Genomic DNA, 23,936 nt, shown 5'->3' with positions numbered 1-23,936 from the left:
CCCGCTCATTTGGTCCATCCATTATGACGACACCTCAAGAGAGCTACGATCAGCTGATGGCACGGTGCAAGGACCTCGCCGTCCTCCGGGCCGCCAACGGGATCGTGTACTGGGACATGGAGACCATGATGCCCCCGGCGGGCCTGGAGCTCCGCAGCGAGCAGCTGGCCCTGATGGACCGGGTCGCCCACCAGATGCAGGTCGATCCGGAGTTCCCCCGGCTCCTGAAGAGAACGGAGGGCCGCGGGTCCAAGGGGCTCACCCCCGAGCAGCAGAGGAACGTACGCCTGGCGCGCAAGGCCTACGATGAGGAGTCAAAGCTGCCCGAGGAGCTGGTGGCCGCCATGTCCAAGCACCAGGCCATCTCGGTGGGCGCGTGGAAGAGGGCCAAGGCCGCCCGCGACTACTCCGCGTTCATGCCCGAACTGCAAAAGATGATCGAACTCAAGGAGCGCGCGGCGACCATACTGATGAGGGTCAAGGGGACCAGGACGCCCTACGACGCCCTCCTGGACCTCTACGAGCCGGGAATGACCGCGGAGGCCATCGACAAGGTGTTCGCCCAGATGCGCCGCGGGCTCCTCAAGATCATGAAGAGCATAGAGGACGCCCCCAGGCCCAACACCGCCTTCCTGTCGCGCAAGGTCGGCATCCCCGCCCAGAGGAGGGTGAGCGCGGAGGCCATGAGGTTCGTGGGGTACCAGACCGCCGGGCCGGAGGCGTGGGGGCGCATCGACGAGACGGAGCACCCCTTCACCGGCGGCTACTACGACGACGTCAGGATCACCACCCACTACTACCCGGACCGCTTCGTGTCCAACCTGTTCAGCGTCCTGCATGAGTCCGGCCACGCGCTGTACGAGAGGGGCCTGCCCCGGGAGTGGATGTATCAGCCTATCGGGACCGCCTGCAGCTACGGCATCCACGAGTCGCAGAGCCGCTTCGTGGAGAACATGATCGGACGGAGCCCCGAGTTCATCGAGCACATCACGCCGTTCCTGAAGAGGCAGGCCCCCAAGGCCCTCGCCGGGGTCGGCGCGGAGACGCTGTTCAAGGCCGTGAACGCGGTGGGGCCGTCCAAGGTGCGTGTCGAGGCCGACGAGGTGACCTACGGGCTGCACATCATAATAAGGTTCGAGCTGGAGAGGGACATCTTCGAGCATAAGGTCACCGTGGAGGAGCTGCCGGAGGCCTGGAACGAGAAGTACGCCAGGTACCTCGGCGTGAGGGTGAGGAACGATTCCGAGGGAGTGATGCAGGACACCCACTGGGCCGGCGGCTCCTTCGGGTACTTCCCCAGCTACGCTCTGGGCAACATCTACGGCGGGATGTTCCTGAAGAAGATGACCAAGGACGTTCCCGGCTGGAGACGGTCCGTCGGCGACGGCGACCTCGGCCCGGTCAGGCAGTGGCTGGCTGAGAACATCCATTCCAAGGGGAACCTGTACGACCCCGCGGAGCTGGTCAGGACGGTCACCGGGGAGAGGGTGAGGGTGCAGCCCTTCCTTGACTACCTGAGCGCGAAGGTCGAGAGGGTGTACGGGACCTGATAAGCAAGGGCCCACTGCCATATACGGCTCCGTCGATGCGGTGCTCATGGTCAAGATAGAGGTCATGGTGGCCGGCTGCGCCAAGTGCAGGCGGCTGGAGGGCAACGTGGCCAAGGCCCTGCAGGAGCTGGGCCTCGACCTGCCCATCGAGAGGATCGAGGGTCTGGAGGCGATCAGGGCGCGCGGTCAGATGCGCGCCCCCGCTCTCTACATCGACGGGGAGCTGAAGGCCGTCGGCCAGGTCCCCGGCGTGGAGGATATAAAACAGATGATCGTTCAGGCCACGGCGCGGAGGGACTGAGCCTTTCCGGTCGCGGCCGGTCCGATCGGGGCCTGGAATAAGAATGGTTCGACCGGCCGGCGCGCGCCGGCCGGTCCGTTCATGCTCTGTTCCTGTCCCCGGGCCTTGGCGCTCACCTCAGGTGGACCTTGCCGTGCTCCTGGAGGTTCGCCTGGGTCTCCTCGCGGGTGGACCCGGTTATCTCCTCCCCGCATTCGGGGCATTTGACGGAGTATTGCCCGCTCCTGCCCCTGATGGCGTCGCTGGCCCTCTCCAGCAGCCCCCTGGCGCCTCCGGCCACGGCCCCCGCGCCGGCCCCTACGGCACCGGCAGCGCCGCCTACGGCCGCTCCGGTCCTTCCGGACTCATAGCTCTTGGAACCGTAGTCCCGGGTGTCCCGGGCACCCTCGCGGATCCTCTCCGCCCCTTCGTGGAGCGTTCCTCTGATGGTGCCCCGGTGAGAGGTCCTCTCGTGCTCCTCAAGGTTCTGGCGAGACTCCTCCATGGTGGAACCGCTGAACCGCTCCCCGCAGGTGCTGCAGGAGGATACGTTCTTCTCCACCCTGGTGGGCTCGGCCTTCGGCTTGGCGGCCGCCTCCTTGTGGATCCTCTCATGCTCCACCAGCTTCCTCTTGGTCTCCTCGGCGGTGCTGCCGACGACCTCCTGGCCGCAGGTAGTGCACTGGGCGATGGGGCGGTCCGAGGACATCACCTGCTTGGTGACGGTCTTCTCCCGGGGCCGCTCTACCACCCTCTCCTTGACCACGGTCTCCTTGGTGGTGCACTTCTGGGCAGCGGCGGGCTTCACGGCCGGGGCTGCCGCCGCAGGCTTCTTCACTACCTTCTCCTTGACCACCTCCTTAGCCGCCCCGCACTTGGGCGCGTGCGCGGCCAGTTTCCGCTCCGCTTCTGCCTGGGTCGGCGCGGTGAACTCTTGGCCGCAGCCACAGGTGGCCGTGTGGGCATGCCCCGCGGCGGGAGCCACCGTCTTGGCGACGGGCTTCTCCACTACCTTTTCCCTCACTGCCGATTCCTTCGCGATCGGCTTGGCCGCGCCGCACTTCGGGGTGTGCTCGGCCAGCTTCCTTTCCGCCTCGGCGGCGGTGGGAGCGGTGAACTGCTCTCCGCACCCGCAGGTGGCGGTATGAGCGTGCTCCTTCTCCACGACCTTCTCCCTTACGGGAGCGGGCGCCACTGCTGCCCTGGTGGTCTCCCGGGGCGCGCATTTCTCGGGCGCCGCCGCAGCCGCCGCCCTTGCCGGCGGCTCTACTGGTATCAGGACCGTGTCCACGCCATGGAGCACCCCGTTGCGGCACTCGATGTCGGGCATGACGACCTTGGCCCCGTTCACCTTGAACTCATCGCAGGTGTCGAAGTTGATGTCACGTCCCTCCAGGGTCTTCACGTTCTTGGTGGAGAAGGAGTCCTTCGCCATGATCGTCCCGGGGACCACGTGGCTCTTCAGGAACGAGGTGAGCCTTCCCCTGTCGTTCATGAGCCCCTCCATCGATCCGGCAGGGAGCTTCCTGAACGCAGCATCGGTCGGCGCGAACATCGTGAACGGCCCGGCGCCATCAAGGGCGCTCTCCAGGCCCGCCGTCCTTATCGCGCTCACCAGAGTACTGAAGTTGCCGGCATGCTCCGCCGTTCCAACCAACTTTCTCTCTCTGTGCAGTATGCCATGTCTATGCGGTGTTGCCATAGGCCATCCCGCATCTCACGTGAGAAGGCTTCTTATTAATATCTATCCCGATAACATTTCATCATAGGGACATCTGGCCTGATCGGACTTGAAAGCATTCCCGCGTCATTTCGCATGCGTCCCGGAGGGTAGGATAGGGGCCTCGCGGACCGGCATCTGGGCAGAAACCCATATAATCGGCCTCGCCGGTCCCCCTTCGTTCATTATGCCCTCAGCGAAGAAGCCCGCCGCCAAGAAGAAGGCCGTTGATGTCGTTCCCGCCGCCCTCCAGCTCATCGCCCAGAAGGGCTATTCAAAGATAACGCTGGCCGAGATCGCCAAGTCCGCAGGCGCGGACCTGGCGTCGGTGAAGGAACGCTACGAGGACAAGGACGAGGTTCTGCACGAGGCATTCAAACGCGGGCAGAGGGGCATGGAACGGAAACTGCGCCAGCAGGTCACCGGGGACCTCGGCGACCATCTGGGCACGCTGTTCGACGGGTTCATGGAGGCGGTGGCCCCGTGGGGTCCGGAGCTGTACATGGGCATGCTGTATCAGGCCACCGAGGACCGCGCCCTGTACGAGGCCGTGAGGAAGGCCTCAGAGGGGATGAACTTCGCGGTGAAGGCATACCTGGCCCAGATGGTGGCGATGGCCATCGTCGAGGAGATCCAGGGGGTCGAGAGGGTGAACCGCGAGATGGTGTCCACGTTCATGGAGTATCTTGCCGGCGTACTGGAGGGCAAGAAGCTCGCCGACATCAGAAAGGCCTGGGTGTCCAACGCCGGCCACATGATGAGGCCATCCTCCAAGACCACTGTGCCTTAGACAGAGCCGTCCTGGGATGATCTATGTCAGCCGCTCACGAACTCGTTCGTGAGCATGCAGCTGAGCTCGACCATCATCCACCGCGTTCGGCTCGCTGACGCGGAGCCTGCCATCGGCTCGCGTGGAGAAGGCGGCGATGTTCCTGCTGGCGTCCAAGTCTGCATCGAACATGAACCCGCACTAAACGCGGCTGAATGCTGTCCCGTTCTATCGATCCAAGACACGCTGATGCGCCTCGCTGGCGCGCTGACCGTCTCAACGAGCTCAGCGGCGCGTTCCATAATGTGTCGTGATGGTGCGGAACATCCTATTGTGCAACGCTATTCTGCTGCTTGCGCTCATCGTTGTTCGTCCCGCCGTCGAAAAGATGAGATTTATGGCGATGTTTTTTATAATCTTCTTTAAATGAGTATCTCATGCTCGAAGGGGGGCTCGTATTCTCCCTCAACTCTCTGGTGGCAGGGGTGCTCTGCGTCGCCCTTGGCATCTACGTGTTCCGCAAGAACCCTCACCTCAAGGGCTCTCAGGTGTTCATAGTGCTGATGTCGTTCGCCTCTCTCAACGGCATCGCGGAGTTCCTCATGATCAACGCGCAGGACCAGGGGACGGCACATATCTTCTCGCGCATGGTGCTGTTCCTCTCGATCTGTGCCGGCGCCAGCCTGCTATACCTGGCCTGCCGCCTCCCGTACGACCGGGCCGACCCCTGGCCGGTGAGGCATAAGAGGCCCTACGCCGCCATCAGCCTGGCGTGCGCTTCCGCCCTCGCGGTCATGCCCAGCAGTGTCAGCCTCGACCGGTACGGGTGGTGGACCGCTGTCGACGCCGCGTTCTACACCTGGCTGGCGATGGCGCTGGCATTTTGCATCGGAGCGGTGGCGGTCGTCCTCACCGGCTACCGGAGGGAGAGGGACGGGAGGCTGAGAGGGCAATACCGGATCCTGCTGGTGGGGGTGGCCATCCTGCCGACGTATGGCGCCATCGAGGTCATCCTCAACATCATGGAGATCGGCCGGCCCCCCATATTCTCCATCGCGGTCCTGACCACCGGCGCGGTCTTCGCGATCGCTCTGTTCAGGCACGATCTGTTCGCCATCGAACCGGTCAGGGAAGATGGCTTCAAGGGCTCCGGCGCACCCTCCCTGGCGGCGGGCCGGTGCGTCCTGGTCATAGGAAAGAAGGGATGCGCGGCCTATCGGATGGTGGTCGATGATCTGGCCTCGGGAGGACGGGGCATGCTCATCTCCCGCTTCCGCTCGGAAAGGGTGAAGGAGATGTTTGGCCTGACCAAGACGCCGGTCATATGGCTCTCCACCCGGCCCGGTCCGGACCGCATCGACCCCGCGGCGCTGTCGGTCCTCCAGCATACTATCGTTGACTTCCTCAGGAAAGGGGACGGGTCCGTCGTCCTCCTGGATGGGCTGGAGTACCTCCTTACCTACAACCGGGCGGAGAGCGTGCTCCGCCTCATCTACGACGTCAAGGACGCCGCCGTCGTGTCAGGGTCCAAGTTCATCGTTCCGGTGGACCCCCTGGCGCTGGAGGCCAGGAACCTGGCGTTCCTGGAGCGCGAGCTCGAGGTGGTGAGGCCCGAGAGCACTTTGGCCTCGACCGGGGAGGACGCCTGATCAGGGCGGACCGCTGGACCGAAGCAAGCATTCTATAGGCGTAGCTCCAACAAGCAGTTCGTACGACCGAGCGAAAGAGGTCATGGAGGTCCCACTATGGCAGACAGGAGATGCGATGACAGGTCCCGGCCCAGCTACTGGGGGCCGGCCAACATGATGCAGGATATGGAGCGCGCCTTCGACAGCGTCCGGATGAAGATCGGCGACCTAGCCTACTCGGCGGGCTCGGCGCTATCTCCCCGCATCCCGGCCGTGGACGTCAAGGAGGAAGGGGAGTGGTACGTCGTGGAGGCGGACCTGCCCGGCCTGAAGAGAGAGGATGTGTCCGTCGAGGTGGGGGAAGGCACCCTGTACATCAAGGCGGAGAAGGCGGAGAGCGCCGAGCAGAGCGGGGAGGGCTACCTGCGGAAGGAGCGGGGGTCCATGTCATTCTACCGCCGCCTCTCGCTGCCCGCGGACGCCGACCGAGAGCACGTCAACGCAAAATTGGAGGACGGGGTCCTCAGGATCACCATCCCCCGATCGAACGTGCCGCCGGAGCCGCACCGCCGGGTGGATGTGGACTAGGCGGCCGCGCGGCCCTGACCGGCCTGCGGAATGAAAAAATGAAGGGTTTTGATGGCCCTCAGGCCATCTTCTTGCCCGCGTCGTAGTTGGCGCTCTGGTTCCACACATCGGTGGGCTCGACGGTCCAGACGCCCACGGCCTTGAGGCCGATGGCCTTCAGGTTCTCGTTCATCTGGTCGAACAGGGGTCCGGAGGTAATGTAGTCCTTTACCTTTCCGCGGACCTGGTAGGACTTCGTCTCCTGGGTCACCAGTACGGAGACGGACTGGCCCTTCTCCTTCATGGATTTGAGGTTATTTCCGGTCTCCTTCATGAGGATGGCGCCGAAGGCGATCATCTCGGGGCTGGGGGCGACGATGCTCCCCACGGAGATGGTGTGGGCACTGCCGTCCGGACGGACGGTGGCCAAAACCTTGGAGGCGCTCGGTGTGTTCAATGCAGATACAACTTCTTGAGGCATAGCGACCATTTGTTACACCACGTAGACAAACGATTCGAAAATATTTAATTCTATATATGGTATACTTTTCTATACTAGCAATGACCGACAGCGACATCCTCCGGGAGATCCAGGACATCAAGAGGGGCATGGGTTCCTTCGGGGACCGCCTGGTCAGGCTCCGCTACCTCGACCTCAAGAACGTGTTCGTGGAAGAGATGCGGCAGGCCATGGTGGAAGAGGGCCGGCGGTCCTTCGACCAGGGCATGGACGTAATCGGGGGTACCTCCGACTGCCCCCTCAAGCAACAATGCACGGAGCAGCTGTCGGGAGCGGTGGAATCTTCCATAAGCACATTCGAAAAGGGCGACCTCCCCGGAGCCATGGACATGCTGGAACGGGCCAGAGGGCTGCTGTGCGGGGAGGGTTCGCCATGCCAGAACGATGCCTGCTCTCGGCAGGCCGCGGACACCATCCGCAGGGTGCAGACCATTCTCTCCATCTACTCCCGGCTCTCCGAGGACCTGAGCGTCCGGGAAGCGGAGGCGCTCCCTTCCCTGTCCGCTCCGAAGGCGCCGGAGGGAGAGGCCGAGGATGCCGAAAAAGTCCTGGCCCCGCTGTCCAATGCCTGGCGCATCAGGACGCTGCGCCTCCTCCGCGAGGGCGCCAGGGGCCTGTCCGATCTCGGAAAGGAGATGGGCATGAAAACGGGGCACCTGAACTTCCATATCAAGACCTTGGTGGAAGCGGGCTACGTCACAACGGACCGGCGGAGCCGCCTGTACTCCCTGACGACGAAGGGGAGGGTCGCCCTGGACTGCGTGGACGATATGCTGGCAAAGCTGAATTCACCCTAGGGGTCCGTCATCCCCCCACTCGGCGAAGGCGCAGGAGTTCGATGGGTCCGCCTGCCTCATCAACCAATGACATCGAGGAGATGGACGAGGTCACCGAAAAGCTCAGGCGGACGTTCGCGGGGGGCCCGCGCAGGACGATGCGGTCGAGGGATCGAGCGATGGACGGCAGGACTACGGCATGTCCAGCCCATAATCCCTTAAGCTGTCGCAGGCCGAATCATAGACCTTGATGTATTCTTTGGTCGGGGTGATCTTTCGAACGTTGTAGCACTCCTGGAAGGTCCTGCCCTGAGGAGCGGTCAGATAATGCCGCTCATAGCTTCGGACGATCTTGTTGACAACGGCATTGACGTCGTCGATGCTCATGCCGGCCGTCGCTATGGCCGCTTCTCCCATCATCCTTGCTTCCATACCGGTGGTGGAGTCCTCCACCACGCCCTTGGCCGACGCGCAGCCGGACAGCAGCTCCCTTCCACTGGCGGTGTCCACCATAGCCTGAGCGGCGGTCTCCAGCAGGCACATCTCCGTGCACGGCCCAGCTATCGGATAGTACTGGTTGGCCAGCAGCAGGTCGGTGTTCGCGTCGATGGCCGCGGCGGCATGACCGGCGATCTGGAGCGTCTCACGAGCGGTGGTGGTCCCCCACCGGATATGGATCGGCCCGTCCAAGTGGTAGCTCGCGTTCAGCAGGGTGAATGAGGTCAGGGTAGTGGCGATATCGCATATCGCGGTCTCCTCGATCCCGCCGGTGTACCCTCCGAACAGGGGCATCTGCTCCACCATTATCACATCGCCGTTGTTCAGCCAGCCGGCGATCATGTTCAGTCCTGCATTGTCTATCTTCAGTTCGTTGAGCTGAGAGACCTCGTGGCTGTCGGTCGGCCTCAGACCGTCCTTGCCATCACTGGCGAGACGTCCCGCCGCGGACAGCGGGGTCTCCGGGCCCTATATGCTCATGTATGGCCGCCCGGCCCGGCTGCAGGCCTCCCGGGCGCTCCTTATCTCGGCCAAGGTGGCCTTGACCTCAAAGGGCGAATCAGCAGTGGACGGTATCCCATCGATGGTGGCCATCACCCCGTTCACTATGGTGTCCACCACCTGCTCCTGGGCATAGCTCTGGATCATGGGTATGAACATGTCCTCGGAGACCGTTGCCCCGGTCGGCCCTCCCTGAACGATGGGCTTGATCGGCGAGTTGCCCTTCCGAGGCTTCATTATCGCCATGTCGCGATATTCACCGAGCTGGACCCGTCTGGGCGCCGTCCTCAGGCGGGCCCTGACCTCCTCTTCCGTCACCTTGACGACGCGGCCGGTATCGACGTTGTATATCCCCGTCGACACCAGCATATCCATCCCCGCGAGGAACAAACGCTTTTTCAGGTCGGGGTCCGTCGGGATGAACTCATCGCCAAAATTGATGTCGTATTTCTCCCTCAGCATCGCCGCTGCGTTCGGGACGATCTTATTGTCCCATACATTCTCTGTGACCCGGGGCCCTTTTTCGGAGCGGAGAAACGTCTCGTACACGTTCAAGCCCTTCTCGATGGTCGACACTCTGGACCTCCTGTCATTCCTCCGACATCAGTTGATCTACCCTTTCGACGACTTCCGCCCCGCATTCACAATAGGCGTCACCGCCGATGTCCCTTACCCATTTCTGAGTGCAACAGGCTCCTCCGAATATTGTCTTTATGTTGTTAAGCTTTTCTTCCCGGAGCCTCTCGATTATTCGCCGCTGATACACCAGAGTGGTCGTCATCAGCGCCGAGGCCCCTACGATGTCCGCTCCCTTCTCGATCGCTTCCTCTAGGAACTCGTCCGGAGAGACGTCCTTGCCCAGATCATATACCTTATAGCCTGCGCCGCGCAGGAAAGCTACGACGATGTGCTTCCCGATCTCGTGGATGTCGCCCTGCACGGTCCCGATGACCACCACTCCCTTGGAGGTCAGCGCCTTTGCGGATATGTGCGGCTCGATGACCTCCATGGCCTCTTCCATGGCATGGGATGCCGCCATAACCTGGGGCAAAAAGATCTTTCCCTCCCTGAACCGGGAACTGATGCTTGCCATGCCTTGGCTCAATCCGCTCTCGATCGCTTCGCAAGGGTTTATGCCCACGTCCATCGCATATTCCGCCGTCTCCCTGGACATGTCGACGTTCCAAGTCTCCACGGCCTCTTTCAACAACGCCAGCACTTCTTCTTTTTCTGTCATGTCCTCCTCTCCCCCTCCATTGCTGCTCCTCCACAGCAATTCCGGGCCTCCTTTGATATGGCGGCCTCCCAGTGAGGGGGGGACAGACATTCTGTCGAACGCTGGCAAACCGATTGCCCTCGTTACCTTCCCCATGGGGGGCCGATCGATGATGTGCAAACAAATATGTTTCCATCGAATGTAGCGGCGAAGCTGGCCGCCATCATCCCATCGAGATCTCGTGAACGGCCGCGCCTCATACCAGTGGCACCTCCCCGCGCCGTCCGTTCTCCTTTAATTCCAGGTCTTTTATTAGGATGGCATGTTCGGGACAGGACAGCTCGCACCGCTTGCACGCCGTTCCCGCACATAGGTCGGAACGGATCGTTGCTGTTGGAAAGGGGTCGCCTTCCCTGATCGTCAGTGCGTCCTCTGGACAGGAGTCCGAGCATTTGCCGCACATTATGCACCCTTCTAGCTCCCCGACCAGAACGGTCCCGGGGTCCTGGAGTATGGCGAGCCCTTCGCTCCCCACGTCAGAGATGTCCCGGCTCATCTTTCGCTCTACGATCGCGTCGATGGGCTCAAGGCGCAGGTGAGGGAGCCCATAAATGTCCAGCATATCGTTGTAAGCATGCCTCGGCATGCCGTACAGCCACAGCGAGAGCTCGATCGAGTAGATGTTCTTGAACACCTCTGAAGTAGCGAACATGCAATGAGTGGCCCGGAGGTTGCGCGCCAGTTCCCTCAGGTCGTCCAGCTCCATCTTTCCAATGGCAAGCTCTTTGGCCAGCACAAGGGATGTGTTGCCGTATTGGACTATCTTGCGGGACCCCGGGGAGACCATGCCCACTCTCTGGGCCTTGATCGCGTCCACGTACAGTCCCGACGCCCCTGACATGAGGGACAGGGGCACGTCATCCACCCATAGCCCGGCCGCCCTCATCAGGGTGAGGTAGCCTGCGCGTATGGCGCCGATGGCCTTCCCCGCCTCCATGATGTCATCCCCCGTGACATAGATCCCGTCCTGGAGATGCAGCCGCTCATCGGGAGTGCGCACCTTCAGCATTTCCACCAGGCCGCTCCTGATCCCACAATCCAGTGCGGCCACCACCCCGGTCCCGGTGATGCCTTTGGCCCGGGCGTGCATCTTTCCCATCCTCTTGACCTCGCCCGTTCTGGGGTCGACCGCGTCCCCCTCCAGGGGGTCGAAGCGCTCGTCCAGCACCCAGCAGTCCCAGCACTGGCCGCGCATGTTGACCTCAGATATCGCGTAGGGGGCCGCCAGCATGCCCATCTCTATCTGCTGGCCCTCCAGCGCGGGCCCTGCCGCGGCCGAACCGGAATATACCTTTCCGTCCTTGATCAGGGCCATTTCCGCATTGGTCCCGTAGTCTACGACCAGGCAAGGCTCGCTCTGCTCCATCGCGCCTGTGACCAGCAGCATGGCCAGCGCATCGGCCCCTATCTCGTGGCCTACCGCGGGGGGAACTATCACGGACGCCCGCGGCATCCCCCGGAGGCCCAGGCCGTTCGCGGGAACGATATCGCCGTCCCGCTTTGGCGGTACCACGTTGAGCGATTCCAACATCTTTTTTCCAGCGTAAGCGAGATCGCGTATCTCGATGTTCTGAAAGAGCGAAAGTTGAAAGGGGTTCCCGCACACCGCGATCCTGGTGACCTTTTCCAGATCGACGCGGAGCATGGGGAGAAGGCGGTTCAGCGTATCCATGATGAGCCTGTTGCTTCGCTCCATCCCCACATCGATGGCGAAGTTGACGTGATCGATGACGTTAGAACCGGGGATGGGATGGCGGGTGGTCACCGCGGTAGAGAGGGTCTTGCGGCCATCGAGATCGACGGCCTGGGCCCTAAAGCCGCTGGTGCCGAGGTCCAGCGCGATAACTATGTCGCCCATCAGTAGACCTCCAGGCCGACCGCGTTGCTCAACGATATCGGTGCCCTGAGCATGGTGAGACTGGCACTCCAGACGGCCATGACCGACACGCCGAGCTGCAGGGGATCATGAATGATCGTCCTAGCCTTATCGATCCCCGCCTCGTCAAAGGAAAAGGGCATGCCCGGTGAGGATATCACCGCTCCTTCGCGGACCCATTCCCCGGGGATCGTGGCGGGGGAGGCATTGAATATCATCATGCTCCCGAGCATCGCTTCCCTGAGGTCCGAGCATGCCCTCAATCCATCGAACTTATTCTGGAGGGCCTTAGCTCGCTCCCTATCGATGTCGAACACGGTCACCCGCGCGTTCTCCCGGACGAGCAGCTCCGCCGCGCAGGACCCCACTCGTCCCGCGCCGATCAGCAGGACGTCCTTCCCGTTCAGCCCTCCCACCGCCTTCTTGAGGGCCGTGACGTAGCCCAGGGCGGTGGACCTCGTATTGTTCACGGCCTTGCCGGCGTGCCGGTTCAAGGCCACGAACTCCTCGTCGTCGGCCATGAATATTATGTCCGCCTTGGCCGCCACGGCGTCGCTGAGCCCGGCGACATCGGGCCGGCGGGTGGTGAACGCGGACATGCCGAGATGCTCCAGGATCGAGCAGACCGATTCCGAGAAACCTCCGGTTATGCCCTTCCCGGAGGAGACCGGGACAGAAGCGGCCACGAACCCCTCCATGACGAGGTCATGGGGGCCGATGCCGACCGAGCGATATGCCAGGTCCTTGAGCGTCATGTCGAGGTCGCTCACGAGATCGGCGTCTCGTTTAACGAGGGAGCGGGGGACGTTGCTGATCATGTCCGGGGTCAGTCGGGTCAAAATGCCACCCCCGCGTGAAGCTCATCGCATCCGGCCAGGTCGTTCTGCCGCATGATGCTCCCGATGCAATCCACCCGCTTGGACCACGCGCTCTGCGCGGTCGGGCCGGCGCATATGATCGTTGCCCTCCAGCTCTTCTTGTCGGGGGAGAAGTCCGTTATCATTTCGTCCGAGCCGAACAGGCCCGCTTGGATCCGGGGCTGCCGGACCTCCGAGAATATCCCCTCTCCGCACGATCTCACGGAACCATCATCAACGGCGATATGCTCGTAGATCGAGGCGCCATTGCGGACAGGAGGGTTCTCATCCAGCTCTCCGCAGGCCACCGCTTTGACCAGCAGCTCGACCATGTTCAGCCCGGTCGCGTGATATACCGCGATGGGGGTTTGACTGGGGATGCGGGCATCGATCTCCAGGACCTTGGGGATGTCATTATGAACGATGGCCTCGACGTCCATTATCCCGCGCAGGCGCAGCCCCTCGGCGATCTTTCTCGCGCAGCGGCTGAAGCTCTCGGCGACACCCCTGTCCAGCCCGTCGACCGGGCAGCGCACCATCCTGCAATCGTAGGTATCGTCGGTCACCACTTCGGTCAGGGTCAGCGGGACGGCCTTTTCGCCGTCCCCGATCACCTCGATGGAGATGCTCGTGCCCTCCACGAACTCCTGTATGATCGCTTCGTCGCCGAGCTCGCGGACCCTCCGCTCCCCCCGTTCGACCTCCGCCTCGTTGGTGGCCATCGCAACCCCCACGCTTCCGCTTTGGCCGGAGGGTTTTACGATCACCGGGAGCCCGCAATAAGGCCAGCGGGCCGGAGTTGGCACGTTCAGCCCTTCGAGGTATCGGTTCGAGAGCGCCTTCGATGAGGACAGCTTGTACGCGCTCAGGTCGAATATGAAAGGAATACTAATCTCGCGGAACATTTTGTCGAGCGCTACCAAGGTGGACAGGTTCTCATTTGCCGGAATGACCGCATCGCACTGGGAAAGGACCTTCTTTGCCATGGGCTCATGTTTTTCCACATCAAGCACCACCGCTTCGTCAGCCAGAGACAGCGCGGGAGCGGTCTTCCGACGGTCGATGACAATAGTATCGTAGCCCGCTTTCTTCGCCAGATAGGCCGCTTCTATTCCCTGGAGGGCACCTCCAACGATCCCAAGCCTCAACTTCCTACCCCCCTCCGACCGCGATCGATCTCTTCCAGTCCTCGATGAGGTCCTTGTATGCGCAGGAAGGGGCCATTCGAACGCCCAGATCATCCAGCACCTCACTGGCCTGATCGACAGTGCGACCTCCGCACTCAATGTCCAGCTCGTGCTGCGCCACTCCCGCCAGGCCTTTGTTCGGAGGTATTATCGAGGTAATGACGTTGGCCCCCGCCTCAAGCCTCGGCCTCAGCCCGTTCAGGCCTTCGATGTCCAAACTGGCAGGTATCAGCCTATCCGGGTGCACCAGGCGCATCACCGCCAGGGTGACCAGCTCATCCAGCATCGTCGAGGTCGAGCCATATGTCCGGCCGCACTGCTGGGGGATGTAGGTCATTGCCCTCACCTGGTGTACACCCAGGTCCCTCATGGTCTGGATGGACCATGCCCTGTCCTCGATGCTCTCGCCCACGCCGATCATGATGCCTTCTTCGGCCAGCATGCCTGAGCCCATCGCCCATTTTTTCTGAGAGAACCTTTCATCATAGTCCTGGTGGGGCCTCAGCCTTCTGAACAGCCCGCGATTATGGGTCTCCTGATAGCAGGCGAACCAGTCCGCACCCGCTTGTTCCAGGTCCCGGAAGGAACCTTGCGGCATTACCCCGGGGGATACCATCAAGGGCACATCTACGGAATCGTTGACCTTCTGAACGACCTCGACAAGCCGATGATAGCCGTTCTCCCTGTGGATTACAGGGTCTTCGCCCATGGTAAGGTCGACCAGATGGACCCCGGAATCCTCCAGGTCCGAGGAAAGAGCGACGATTTCCTCATCCGTCTTCCTGTATCTTGCGATGTCCGTGTTGGATCGCTTGTAATAGCAGAAAGAGCAGTCATTGCGGCAGTGGGTGGAGAAGTAAACGAAACCATAGCAGAACACCGAGCTGCCGAAGTTCTTCTCCTTGACCTCCCTGGCGGCACAGAATAGATCCTCCAATGTCGAGGGATCCCTTACGGAGAGCAGCGATATCGTTTCCTCCAGGTCCAATCGCTTCCCTTCCACGGCCTCCTGCAGTACCCCTTCCACCTCTGACGATCCGGTCATGGCCTCGCTGTCATACATCGATCCTTGCCCCCTGTAAGTAAATGAGGCTGCGCCCGACCTTCCTGATGTTGCTCTCGGCGCTCTTTGACATCAACAGGCGCTCCAGGCCAAAGCCCACTCCGACCCAGGGGTCCTCGATCCCATGGGCGCGGTCCAACGCATGAGGGCCCAGAGCGGCCGAGGCGACCTCGGACCCGTCCACCTCGACATCTATCGTTCGGGAATAGACCTCGGAGTCGCACTCGCAAAGCTGGTAGTCGAGACCGACCGCCCCCATCACCGTCGCTATGTGATGGTGCAGCTGGGCCAATGGATCGCCCTGGGGGGCCAGCTCTACCAAGTTGAGCATCGTGAACTCCTCGAGGTGGTCCGAACCGTGAGTCTCTATCCGGTAGCAAGGACCTATCTCGAACAGACGAAGCGGCAACTGAGCGTTGCGCTTCAGGTGCCTCATGAGGAAGTACAGGTTCGGGGCCAGCATCGGCCGTAGACATCTTGTCCCGTCGACCCAGAATATCTGCTTGTTCAGGGGGTGGGCGCAGGAGATGCCCATCTTTCGAATGGAATCCCCAGATATTATCGTGGGGGTCTTGACATCCAAGAAGCCCTCGTCGACGAGGGCTTGGGCCAGGACCTCTTCCATATGAGAAAGGGGATGGCGCTTCGGCGCATCCAGTGCGTCCCTGACCACGTTACGGTTATATGATTGATAATAGGCGACCTCCTTGATGAAAGCCGCATCCCTGTCCTCTGCCGTACTGAACGCGGCCCCTTCATCGGGGACCCTCCCCAGCTCTCTAAGCCTCTGCTTCTGGGACGGGGTCATGTCGAAGATCAATTGCCATCCCCCATCCTCGGATTCATAATGTTGTGAGCGAAGGGCCCGGGAGTCGAACCCGGCTGCCGTGGCTGTAGAGGCCTGGCGGTCCCTGACCAACCCTCCATCGTTAAACGTAAGCCTTTGCGGGCCTCGAATGATGTTGTCGGAGGAGAACGATCTTTACGGATTTGGCAGCGCGCGATCCCCTGATGACGAGTGCTCGAGATCGAGCGCATAGGCAGGGTTGCCAACGAAGAACTAGCAATGAACGGACCGCGTTTCATCAGCGCCCTCATCGTCATTCCCTACGAACAATGAGAAAAACATAGTCCATATATAATAATTACTATCAAAATCAGGCCAGTAATCTGATGCATATATAAATTTTACTTTTTTTAGTTATAAAGTCCTTAAGTTCAGTATTTAACATTTACTGTTCAATACTACTGTTTAATATACATGTTATACAATAAACACTCAAACTTTTTATACCATGCATAAAAACGCAAGGGAGGAAGATAAAATGAGCAAAAATGATGAAATATTAGGACGTCTAAAAAAGTCCATTGAGACTTGGGACGTAAAGCTTGCCGAGACGGCCGCAAAGGAGGCCTTGGACGCAGGAATAAAGCCCGGCGATGCTGTTGAGAATGGTCTCGGGAAGGGAATGGAGACCATCAGCGCACTGTTCGACGAGGCCAAGATCTACCTGCCCCAGGTGCTGGCGGCGTCCACCGCTATGGAAGCTGCGTTGAAGGTGCTGGGGCCGGCCATGTCCGGCGGCGTAGCCTCGGCCAAGGGGACCGTGGTACTGGGCACTGTGCACGGTGACATCCACGAGATCGGCAAGAACGTGGTCGCGGCGATGCTCCGCGGCGCGGGCTACAAGGTCGTCGATCTGGGGAGGGACGTGCCGGCGGAGAAGTTCATAGAGGCGGCGGATGAGAACAAGGCCAAGGTCGTGGGGGCCTCGGCCTTGATGACCACCACCATGGTCGTCCAGAAGGAGATCGTCGACCTCGTGAAGGAGGGGAGCGTGAATATCAAGACCATTTTCGGTGGCGCACCTGCATCGGAAGAGTGGGTGGCGAGCATCGGCGGGGACAAGTATTGCCCGTCTGGTGCCCAGGCCGTTGAGATGGTGAACGGGCTCATGAAGGGGTGAAAAAATGGCACCAGTCAGACCCATAGACATCTTCGAGACCTACGAGCGCTCAAAGAAGGGGCAGAAGGTCACCGAGGCTGAGTGGGACTACCAGATCATCCCCCAGAACCTCGCGAAGCTCAAGGAGAAATACAAAATCAAGTTCGGCAAGGAGATCATCCCTGAGGACAAGGACCTCAAGGACCGCCTGTTCCAGGCCGGCCTGGAGATGCTGGTCACCTCCGGAGTTTATAACCAGGACCTCGGCAGGGTCATCAAGGTGACCGAGGAAGAGGTCTGGGAAGGGATCAAGAAGACCCCCAAGTTCTTACATATCGGCGAGGGCAGGGACATGGCCCGCTTCTACCCGAGGAAGGGCAACTCCCCGGTAAAGCCTATCATTCAGGGCGGCCCCACCGGAGCGCCGGTCTCGGAGGACATCTTCATCCAAGTGATGCAGTCCTACGCCCAGGAAGCGACGGTGGATACCTTGGTCAACGGCGTCATGGCCACCATCGAGGGCCACCCCGCCACCACCAACACCCCCTGGGAGATCAGGGCGATGATGGCCGAGCTCAGGGCGGTGAAGGAGGCGCGCATTCGCGCCGGAAGACCGAACCTCGGCATATAGGGCCCGGAGACCCCGCTGTCCGCAGCGGGACGTCTCGCTAGCGATGGCCCAGCCGGTCTGAGGATCTGCGATAGCCACGAGTGCTCTCAGCTCAATGAGCTCAAGATAGATATGGCCGCTCTCAACATGCTCGCAGGATGGACGGCCGACGGCGACACCATCATGATAGAGCAGATGCCCATCTTCGGCGGATATACTGGTGGAGTTGAGGAGACCACGATCTCTGATATCGCCACCACCCTGTCCTCGTTCGCCCTGTTCAGCGGGAACTTCCACCTGGACGGACCGATCCACATCAGGTGGGGCATAACGACGGCTAGGGAAACGCTCCAGATCGCCGCCCACGCTGCCGCCGCGGTCGACGCGAACAGCGATCTCCTGCTGGCGAACCAGTACTATCCGGTAGCTGGGCCGTGCACGGAGATGTGCCTGCTGGAGACCGCCGCTCAGGCGATCACGGATACCGCCAGCGGAAGGGAGCTCCTATCGGGCTCCGCCGCCGCCAAGGGTGTCGCGCAGGACTACACCACCGGCATGGAAGCGAGGATCATGGGCGAGGCTGCCATAGCGACGGCCGGCATGAAGGTCTCCAAGGTCAACGAGATCCTGGAGGCCCTTATAAGCTCCTATGAGAAGGACTATGCCAAGGCGCCCAAGGGCAAGAGCTTCCGCGAATGCTACGACGTTCTGACCGTCAAGCCGACCAACGAGTACCTGAAGGTCTACGATAACGCGGTCAAGACCCTCGGGGAGTTCGGCTTGACGATAAGGTAGTCAGGCAGAAGATCTGGCACGACTCCACAAACCCCTTTTTTCACTTTTTTAAGATCAACGACAAAGGAGGAGAGATAGGGAGGAATAGTGAACATGAGATTGAAAAAAAGAACGGAGATGATGATCGCATTGGTCGTAGCATGCCTTGCCATAATGATAGTGGCGACATGGAATGTATCGGCCGCGGGAGAGGAGCTGACGACCCCGTCGGGGGAGCCGGGGAGCACTTCGGACAGCAGCCTGATCCAGGATGAGAATACCAAGTACTCCAAGAACATGGACATCTGGTTCATGCTCATGCTGGTCGCCTTCCTGATGATATTCATACGCAAGTATGAATGGGGGGTGGCCCTGGCCACCCTTCTGGTCACCGCGGGCAGCTTCTTGGCATATATGGCGACCCAACAGTTCTATTTCGATCAGGCATGGGACCAGACCCTCATGATAAGGGGGGTCATCTGTTCGATCACGGTGGTGATCGCGATAGGTGTGTTCCTGGGAACGATCAAGATGTGGCAGTACCTGATGGTGGGGGCGCTCTTCGGGCCGATCTACGCCTTCGTCGAATGGTTCCTTTTCCAGTATCTTTCAGGAGTGGTCGATCCCGGAGGGTCCATACTCGTGCACATGTGCGCGGCATATTTCGGCCTGGGCGTCGCGTTGGCCATTAGAGATAAAAGAGCGTTCAATGAGCCGCAGTACACGACCACGCACAGCGTGAGCTTCGTGTGGTTGGCCAGCATGCTGCTGTTCATCCTTTGGCCATCGTTCGTGACCTCGCTCCTGCCCGCGGACCAGGTGACGTGGGGCATGATTACCTGCTATATGGCCGGCATCGGGTCGATCATAACGACCTACATCGTCTGCCAGGCAGTGCAGAAGAAGGTGAACCCGCTCATCTTCACTTATGCCATGCTCGCGGGCCCGGTAGCCATCGGTTCCCCCTTGCTGTCGGTGAACCAATGGGGCGCTCTCGTCATCGGCCTGGTCGCCGGTGTCGTGTCCGCCCTGTCGTTCATCTACCTGCAGCCTTGGCTGACCAAGAAGATCGGGGCGATGGATGTCATGGGCGTGCACAACCTGCACGGTATGGGCGGCTGGACCGGAGCGCTGGCCGCGGCCTTGATCGTCGGCAGCGCGACCAACGCCATCGCGGCAGTATCGGTCGCGCTGATAACCCTGGTCACAGGCGCCATCGTGGGCGCTGTGGTCAGAGTTACGCGCGGCAAGATCTCCGACGAGCTGCTCTTCAACGACGACCTCGACTTCATAAAGAACGAGATGCCGTCGAGCGCCTCGGCACTGAACGAGATGGGAGCAGAGGCCGACAGGGAGGTGAGTGGCGCAACCCATTGAAGATGACCACGTCTACCACCTAAATCCTGTTCCAAACCCCTTCCAAACCTTTTATTTCGCATTGACCAGGCATGGGCTGCAGGCCCCTGCATGATGCCCACTTTGTGTTCTCTCTTATGATAACAAACCATATCTTTGAATTCCTCCAATAGTTCCGGGCATGTTCGGACCGAGCTCGGTCAAATGCGGCCGGTGTGGGGGCGAGGTGAAGGGGGGGTCGCGATATTGCACCTCCTGCGGAGCGGTCCTGTCGGCGCCGGAGGGGGCGTCCTGCCCCCGGTGCGGCACCGGCATCGCGGGAGGGGCGAGCTTTTGCCCCAGGTGCGGCTACGACCTGACCTCGAAGGCCGGCCGCCCCCGGTCGAGAGCGGGGCCGCTGGTGTCGGTCATGACGATCGCCGCGACGGCCATCGTGCTGGTGCTGGTCCTTAACAACGCGGGCCCGGTGCTGGATCCCCTGAACCCCCTGGGGCCGCCGGACTACTCGATGGGCACCGGTACGGTGGAGTACACCTGGGAGCATGACAGGAGGACGTACAGCCTGCAGGTGAACATCACCTCCGACGAGTACCAGCGGTACCGCGAGGACAACATAGCGAGGCAGGCCCGCAGCTTCACCCAGATGGTCCAGCTGGCTGATCAGTACGTTACGTCGGACGACAGCGTGATACGGGAAGTGGCCGCCTCGTTCGAGAGGACCCGGGACGACCTTGGCCTGGACAAGACGAAGACCATCGAGCTGGTGCTATCCTTCATACAGACCATCGCGTACGTCGAGGATAGCGAGAGCACCCTGCGCGATGAATACTGGCGCTACCCGGTGGAGACGCTCCAGGACAAGGTGGGGGACTGCGAGGACAAGGTCTTCCTGTTCGCGTCCATCATGGAGGCCATGGGGTACGACGCGGTCGCTCTCTTCTTCGACGGCCATGCCGCAGCGGGCATCGACCTGGAGGGGGCGAAGGGGAGCCACTATTCGTACGAGGGGACGGAATATTACTATTGCGAGACCACCTCGTACGGCTGGGATATCGGAGAGACCCCCCAGGGCCTCAGCGGTGCTTTCGTAGCGCAGGTCGAGTAAGGGGCCAGCGGAGAACCTTATATCCCCGCGCCTCCCCAAGCATATATCCATCGAGAGGTCCGAAGATGAAGATAGGGGTTATCGGGAACGGGCGCGTGGGCTCGGCCCTGGCGGCCGGACTGGAGAGGATCGGGCACCAGGTAAGGTTCGGCCATCGGGACCCCGAGGAGCCGGTGAAGGATGCCGCGGAGTGGGGAGAGCTGATCATTATGGCCGTTCCGTTCGTGGAGCTGCGGAACGCCGCCCGTTCCGTCGGCGCGGCCGCGGACGGGAAGATCGTGGTGGACGTCACCAACCCCCTGAACCGGGACGGGGAGTGGGGCATCGGGTATACTACCTCGGCGGCGGAGGAGCTGCAGAGAGCGCTGCCGAACGCCAAGGTGGTAAAGTGCTTCAACACCGTGTTCGCGCAGAACCAGAGCATCGGGATGGTGGGCGACGTTTCCCTAACGGCGTTCGTGGCCGGCAATGATAAGGGGTCCAGGGAGGCGGTAATGGACCTGGCCAGGGAGATGGGGTACGAGCCGGTGGATGCGGGGCCGCTCCATTCCGCGCGTTACCTAGAGCCCATGGGCATGCAGCTGATCAGCCTCGCCTTCATCCAGGGCATGGGTCCGTACATAGGGTACCGGCTGGTGATCGGGAATAGACCCTGAGATCCCTGGCCATCCGGCCCCGGGGACCTAGGGGAGCCGTCCCGTTCATTCGAGGGTCGGGCCGAGATTGAAAATAGTTTTATATAGAAGTGCTGTATTATGCGGCAGTAAACAACTGCTAGTTGTCTACCTGTCGCTAGATGGGTAGGCCTCGGCAGGCGAACGAGAGTTCGGAGGCATTCGATTCATGAACAAGGTTGACAAGGTGCTAAGGGTCGCTGAGGCCAGGTCCAAGGACGCCGGGCGCGGCATCGCCCGCATCGACTCCGCGGTTATGGAGGTCCTGGGGATAACCCCCGGCGATGTGGTGGAGATAGACGGCAAGAAGAGGACGGCGGCACTGGCGTGGCCCGGCCTGCCGGAAGATACCAACAAGGGACTGGTGCGCATCGACGGCACCGTCCGCAGGAACGCCCAAGTGGGCATCGACGACCGCATCGCGGTGCGGAAGATCAACGCCAAGGACGCCGCCCAGGTCACCGTGGCGCCGACCAAGCCGCTGCGCATCGTGGGCGGCGAGGAGTACCTCCGGCAGATGCTGGAGGGAAGGGTCATCGTCAAGGGCGATATCGTCGAGGTGAACACCATGGAGGGCCGCATCGATCTCATGGTCACGAAGTGCTCGCCCGCGGCCGACGCGCTGCTGGTGAACAAGGCCACCCAGTTCACGGTGAGCGACAAGCCCGCCAGCGAGGCGCCCGCCGTCCCCCGCATCTCCTATGAGGACATCGGGGGCCTCGGAGACGAGGTCAAGAAGGTGCGCGAGATGATCGAGCTGCCGCTCCGCCACCCCGAACTGTTCGAGAGGCTGGGGGTGGAGGCGCCGAAAGGCGTGCTGCTGCACGGCCCTCCCGGAACCGGGAAGACGCTGCTGGCGAAGGCTGTGGCATCGGAAACGAACGCCAACTTCATGACCATCGGCGGACCGGAGATCATGTCCAAGTACCATGGGGAAAGCGAGGAGCACCTGCGCGACATCTTCAAGCAGGCCCAGGAGAACGCTCCCACCATCATCTTCATAGATGAGATAGACTCCATCGCCCCGAAGCGCGAGGAGGTGTCCGGCGAGACGGAGCGCCGCGTGGTGGCCCAGATGCTGTCCTTAATGGACGGCCTGGAGTCCCGCGGGAAAGTGGTGGTCATAGGCGCGACCAACAGGCCGAACGCGCTGGACCCCGCCCTCCGCCGGCCCGGCCGGTTCGACCGCGAGATCGAGATCGGAGTGCCTGACCGCAACGGTCGGCTGGAGATCCTGCAGATCCACACCCGCGGCATGCCGCTGGAGAAGGATGTGGACCTGGAGAAGCTGTCCGACCTGACCCACGGGTACGTGGGGGCGGACCTTTCTGCGCTGGTCAAGGAGGCGGCCATGCGGTCGCTGCGCCGCATACTCCCGGAGCTGGACCTGGACATGGAGTCCATCCCCATGGACGTGCTGAGCAAGATCACCGTCACCTCTGACGACTTCAGGGCCGCTCTGAGGGAGATGCAGCCCTCCTCCATGAGGGAGGTCCTGGTGGAGACACCGAACGTCCGCTGGAACGACATCGGCGGAGCGTCCGAGGCGAAGCGCGAGCTGCGCGAGGCGGTGGAGTGGCCGCTCAAATACGGCAAGCTCTTCGACCGCATGAACGCCGTCCCGCCCAGGGGCATCCTCCTGTACGGCCCGCCCGGGACGGGGAAGACCCTCCTGGCCAAGGCCGTGGCCACCGAGTCGGAGGCGAACTTCATCTCCGTCAAGGGTCCGGAGTTCCTCAACAAGTGGGTCGGCGAGTCGGAGAAGGGCGTGAGGGAGACTTTCCGCAAGGCCCGCCAGGCCGCCCCCTGCGTCATCTTCATGGACGAGATCGACTCCATCGCTCCCGCCAGGGGCGGCGGCGAGGGCGACAATCACGTGACGGAGCGCGTGATCTCCCAGATGCTGACGGAGATGGATGGGCTGGAAGGGCTGAACGATGTCATCGTCATCGCCGCCACCAACAGGCCGGACATAATGGACCCGGCACTGCTCCGCCCCGGCCGGTTCGACCGGCTGGTGAGCATCCCCGCGCCGGACCTGGAAGGCAGGAAGCAGATCCTCAGGATCCACACCGCCAAGAAGCCCCTGGCCGACGATGTCGACCTCGACGAGCTGGCCCGGAAGACCGAGGGCTACACCGGGGCGGACCTCGCGGCGGTCGCCAACGAGGCCGTGATGAGCACCATACGCTCCATGGTCGAGGAGGGCAAGGACGTGAGCGATGAGGCCATCGACAACGCCAAGATCCCCATGAACGCCTTCCTGGAGGCGGTGATCAGGCTCCGCCCCACCTCCCGGTCCGCGGCCAACGTCAGGGTCGCTCCCCGATGGGCGGGCGCCTGCAACGCCGAATGAAGGCGCTGGGGACGATAAACCATAAATACCGGGAACGTATCCTCGAT

The 23,936-nt window shown here is 61.7% G+C and carries 19 protein-coding genes and 2 pseudogenes; 12 read left to right on the top strand and 9 right to left on the bottom strand.

The features are described 5' to 3' along the window. Positions 1–23 precede the first annotated feature (23 nt). Together WYS_RS01155 and WYS_RS01150 are read left to right on the top strand one after the other, a co-directional pair. Positions 24–1,550 (top strand): carboxypeptidase M32, encoded by a 1,527-nt coding sequence (locus WYS_RS01155; RefSeq protein ID WP_026068681.1) that lies wholly within the window; start codon positions 24–26, stop codon positions 1,548–1,550. 46 nt (positions 1,551–1,596) lie between these two features. Next, on the top strand, positions 1,597–1,851 hold the full coding sequence (locus WYS_RS01150) for a thioredoxin family protein (RefSeq protein ID WP_019176323.1): 255 nt from the start codon (positions 1,597–1,599) through the stop codon (positions 1,849–1,851). A 112-nt stretch (positions 1,852–1,963) separates the two neighbouring features. Here WYS_RS01150 and WYS_RS16275 read toward each other — a convergent pair whose 3' ends face one another. Continuing rightward, a complete protein-coding gene (locus WYS_RS16275; RefSeq protein ID WP_019176322.1) occupies positions 1,964–3,487 on the bottom strand; it encodes a fasciclin domain-containing protein in 1,524 nt (507 codons plus the stop codon). Between the two features lie 250 nt (positions 3,488–3,737). Here WYS_RS16275 and WYS_RS01140 point away from each other — a divergent pair, with 250 nt between their 5' ends. The 3 genes from WYS_RS01140 (at position 3,738) to WYS_RS13890 (ending at position 6,535) form a co-directional block, all read left to right on the top strand. Then, positions 3,738–4,340, top strand: coding sequence for a TetR/AcrR family transcriptional regulator (locus WYS_RS01140; protein WP_019176321.1), 603 nt, complete (start codon positions 3,738–3,740; stop codon positions 4,338–4,340). 416 nt (positions 4,341–4,756) lie between these two features. After that, positions 4,757–5,968, top strand: a complete 1,212-nt coding sequence (locus tag WYS_RS01125) for a DUF835 domain-containing protein (RefSeq protein WP_019176319.1) — start codon at positions 4,757–4,759, stop codon at positions 5,966–5,968. A 96-nt stretch (positions 5,969–6,064) separates the two neighbouring features. Continuing rightward, complete coding sequence (locus WYS_RS13890) at positions 6,065–6,535, top strand: Hsp20/alpha crystallin family protein (protein WP_019176318.1); 471 nt, start codon at positions 6,065–6,067, stop codon at positions 6,533–6,535. Between the two features lie 58 nt (positions 6,536–6,593). On the opposite strand, the gene WYS_RS01115 is transcribed toward WYS_RS13890, so the two are convergent. After that, entirely contained in the window at positions 6,594–6,971 is a 378-nt protein-coding gene (locus tag WYS_RS01115; RefSeq protein ID WP_236993943.1) for a hypothetical protein, read from the bottom strand. 104 nt (positions 6,972–7,075) lie between these two features. Here WYS_RS01115 and WYS_RS01110 point away from each other — a divergent pair, with 104 nt between their 5' ends. Beyond that, positions 7,076–7,831, top strand: coding sequence for an ArsR/SmtB family transcription factor (locus WYS_RS01110; RefSeq protein ID WP_019176316.1), 756 nt, complete (start codon positions 7,076–7,078; stop codon positions 7,829–7,831). A gap of 171 nt (positions 7,832–8,002) precedes the next feature. Here WYS_RS01110 and WYS_RS15825 read toward each other — a convergent pair. The 7 genes and pseudogenes from WYS_RS15825 to pylSc form a co-directional block, all read right to left on the bottom strand. Then, positions 8,003–9,385 (bottom strand): annotated as a pseudogene (locus WYS_RS15825) (monomethylamine:corrinoid methyltransferase). Positions 9,386–9,398: 13 nt separating this feature from the next. Continuing rightward, positions 9,399–10,046, bottom strand: coding sequence for a cobalamin B12-binding domain-containing protein (locus WYS_RS01095; protein ID WP_026068679.1), 648 nt, complete (start codon positions 10,044–10,046; stop codon positions 9,399–9,401). 235 nt (positions 10,047–10,281) lie between these two features. Then, positions 10,282–11,943: a methylamine methyltransferase corrinoid protein reductive activase gene (locus WYS_RS01090; RefSeq protein WP_019176312.1), complete on the bottom strand. Its 1,662-nt coding sequence runs from the start codon at positions 11,941–11,943 to the stop codon at positions 10,282–10,284. Next, a complete protein-coding gene (gene pylD / locus WYS_RS13885) occupies positions 11,943–12,800 on the bottom strand; it encodes a 3-methylornithyl-N6-L-lysine dehydrogenase PylD (RefSeq protein ID WP_081579756.1) in 858 nt (285 codons plus the stop codon). Before pylD ends, WYS_RS01090 begins: the two co-directional genes overlap by 1 nt. Next, entirely contained in the window at positions 12,797–13,966 is a 1,170-nt protein-coding gene (pylC, locus tag WYS_RS13880) for a 3-methylornithine--L-lysine ligase PylC (RefSeq protein WP_019176310.1), read from the bottom strand. The genes pylD and pylC overlap by 4 nt, the downstream gene beginning before the upstream one ends. A 4-nt stretch (positions 13,967–13,970) precedes the next feature. Then, entirely contained in the window at positions 13,971–15,068 is a 1,098-nt protein-coding gene (gene pylB / locus WYS_RS01075; RefSeq protein ID WP_019176309.1) for a methylornithine synthase PylB, read from the bottom strand. Further along, the gene (pylSc, locus tag WYS_RS01070; RefSeq protein WP_019176308.1) at positions 15,061–15,888 is read right to left on the bottom strand and encodes a pyrrolysine--tRNA(Pyl) ligase large subunit; all 828 of its coding nucleotides are present in this window, start codon (positions 15,886–15,888) and stop codon (positions 15,061–15,063) included. Before pylSc ends, pylB begins: the two co-directional genes overlap by 8 nt. 505 nt (positions 15,889–16,393) lie before the next feature. Between pylSc and WYS_RS01060 the strand changes: the two genes are divergently transcribed. The 6 genes and pseudogenes from WYS_RS01060 (at position 16,394) to WYS_RS01030 (ending at position 23,889) form a co-directional block, all read left to right on the top strand. Then, on the top strand, positions 16,394–17,035 hold the full coding sequence (locus WYS_RS01060) for a cobalamin B12-binding domain-containing protein (protein ID WP_026068678.1): 642 nt from the start codon (positions 16,394–16,396) through the stop codon (positions 17,033–17,035). Between the two features lie 4 nt (positions 17,036–17,039). Next, positions 17,040–18,419 (top strand): annotated as a pseudogene (locus WYS_RS15525) (monomethylamine:corrinoid methyltransferase). A 93-nt stretch (positions 18,420–18,512) separates the two neighbouring features. Next, positions 18,513–19,775 (top strand): ammonium transporter, encoded by a 1,263-nt coding sequence (locus WYS_RS01045; RefSeq protein WP_201798872.1) that lies wholly within the window; start codon positions 18,513–18,515, stop codon positions 19,773–19,775. Between the two features lie 160 nt (positions 19,776–19,935). Beyond that, positions 19,936–20,859: a zinc-ribbon domain-containing protein gene (locus tag WYS_RS01040; RefSeq protein WP_019176303.1), complete on the top strand. Its 924-nt coding sequence runs from the start codon at positions 19,936–19,938 to the stop codon at positions 20,857–20,859. A gap of 65 nt (positions 20,860–20,924) precedes the next feature. After that, positions 20,925–21,515 carry an NADPH-dependent F420 reductase gene (locus WYS_RS01035; RefSeq protein ID WP_019176302.1) on the top strand — a complete coding sequence of 197 codons (591 nt, stop codon included), beginning with the start codon at positions 20,925–20,927 and terminating at the stop codon, positions 21,513–21,515. 187 nt (positions 21,516–21,702) lie between these two features. After that, entirely contained in the window at positions 21,703–23,889 is a 2,187-nt protein-coding gene (locus WYS_RS01030) for a CDC48 family AAA ATPase (protein WP_019176301.1), read from the top strand. Positions 23,890–23,936: the final 47 nt, after the last annotated feature.

Origin of the sequence: Methanomassiliicoccus luminyensis B10 (genome assembly GCF_000308215.1) — an archaeon.
Classification (GTDB): domain Archaea; phylum Thermoplasmatota; class Thermoplasmata; order Methanomassiliicoccales; family Methanomassiliicoccaceae; genus Methanomassiliicoccus; species Methanomassiliicoccus luminyensis.
This window is presented reverse-complemented; position numbering and strand designations above follow the sequence as displayed.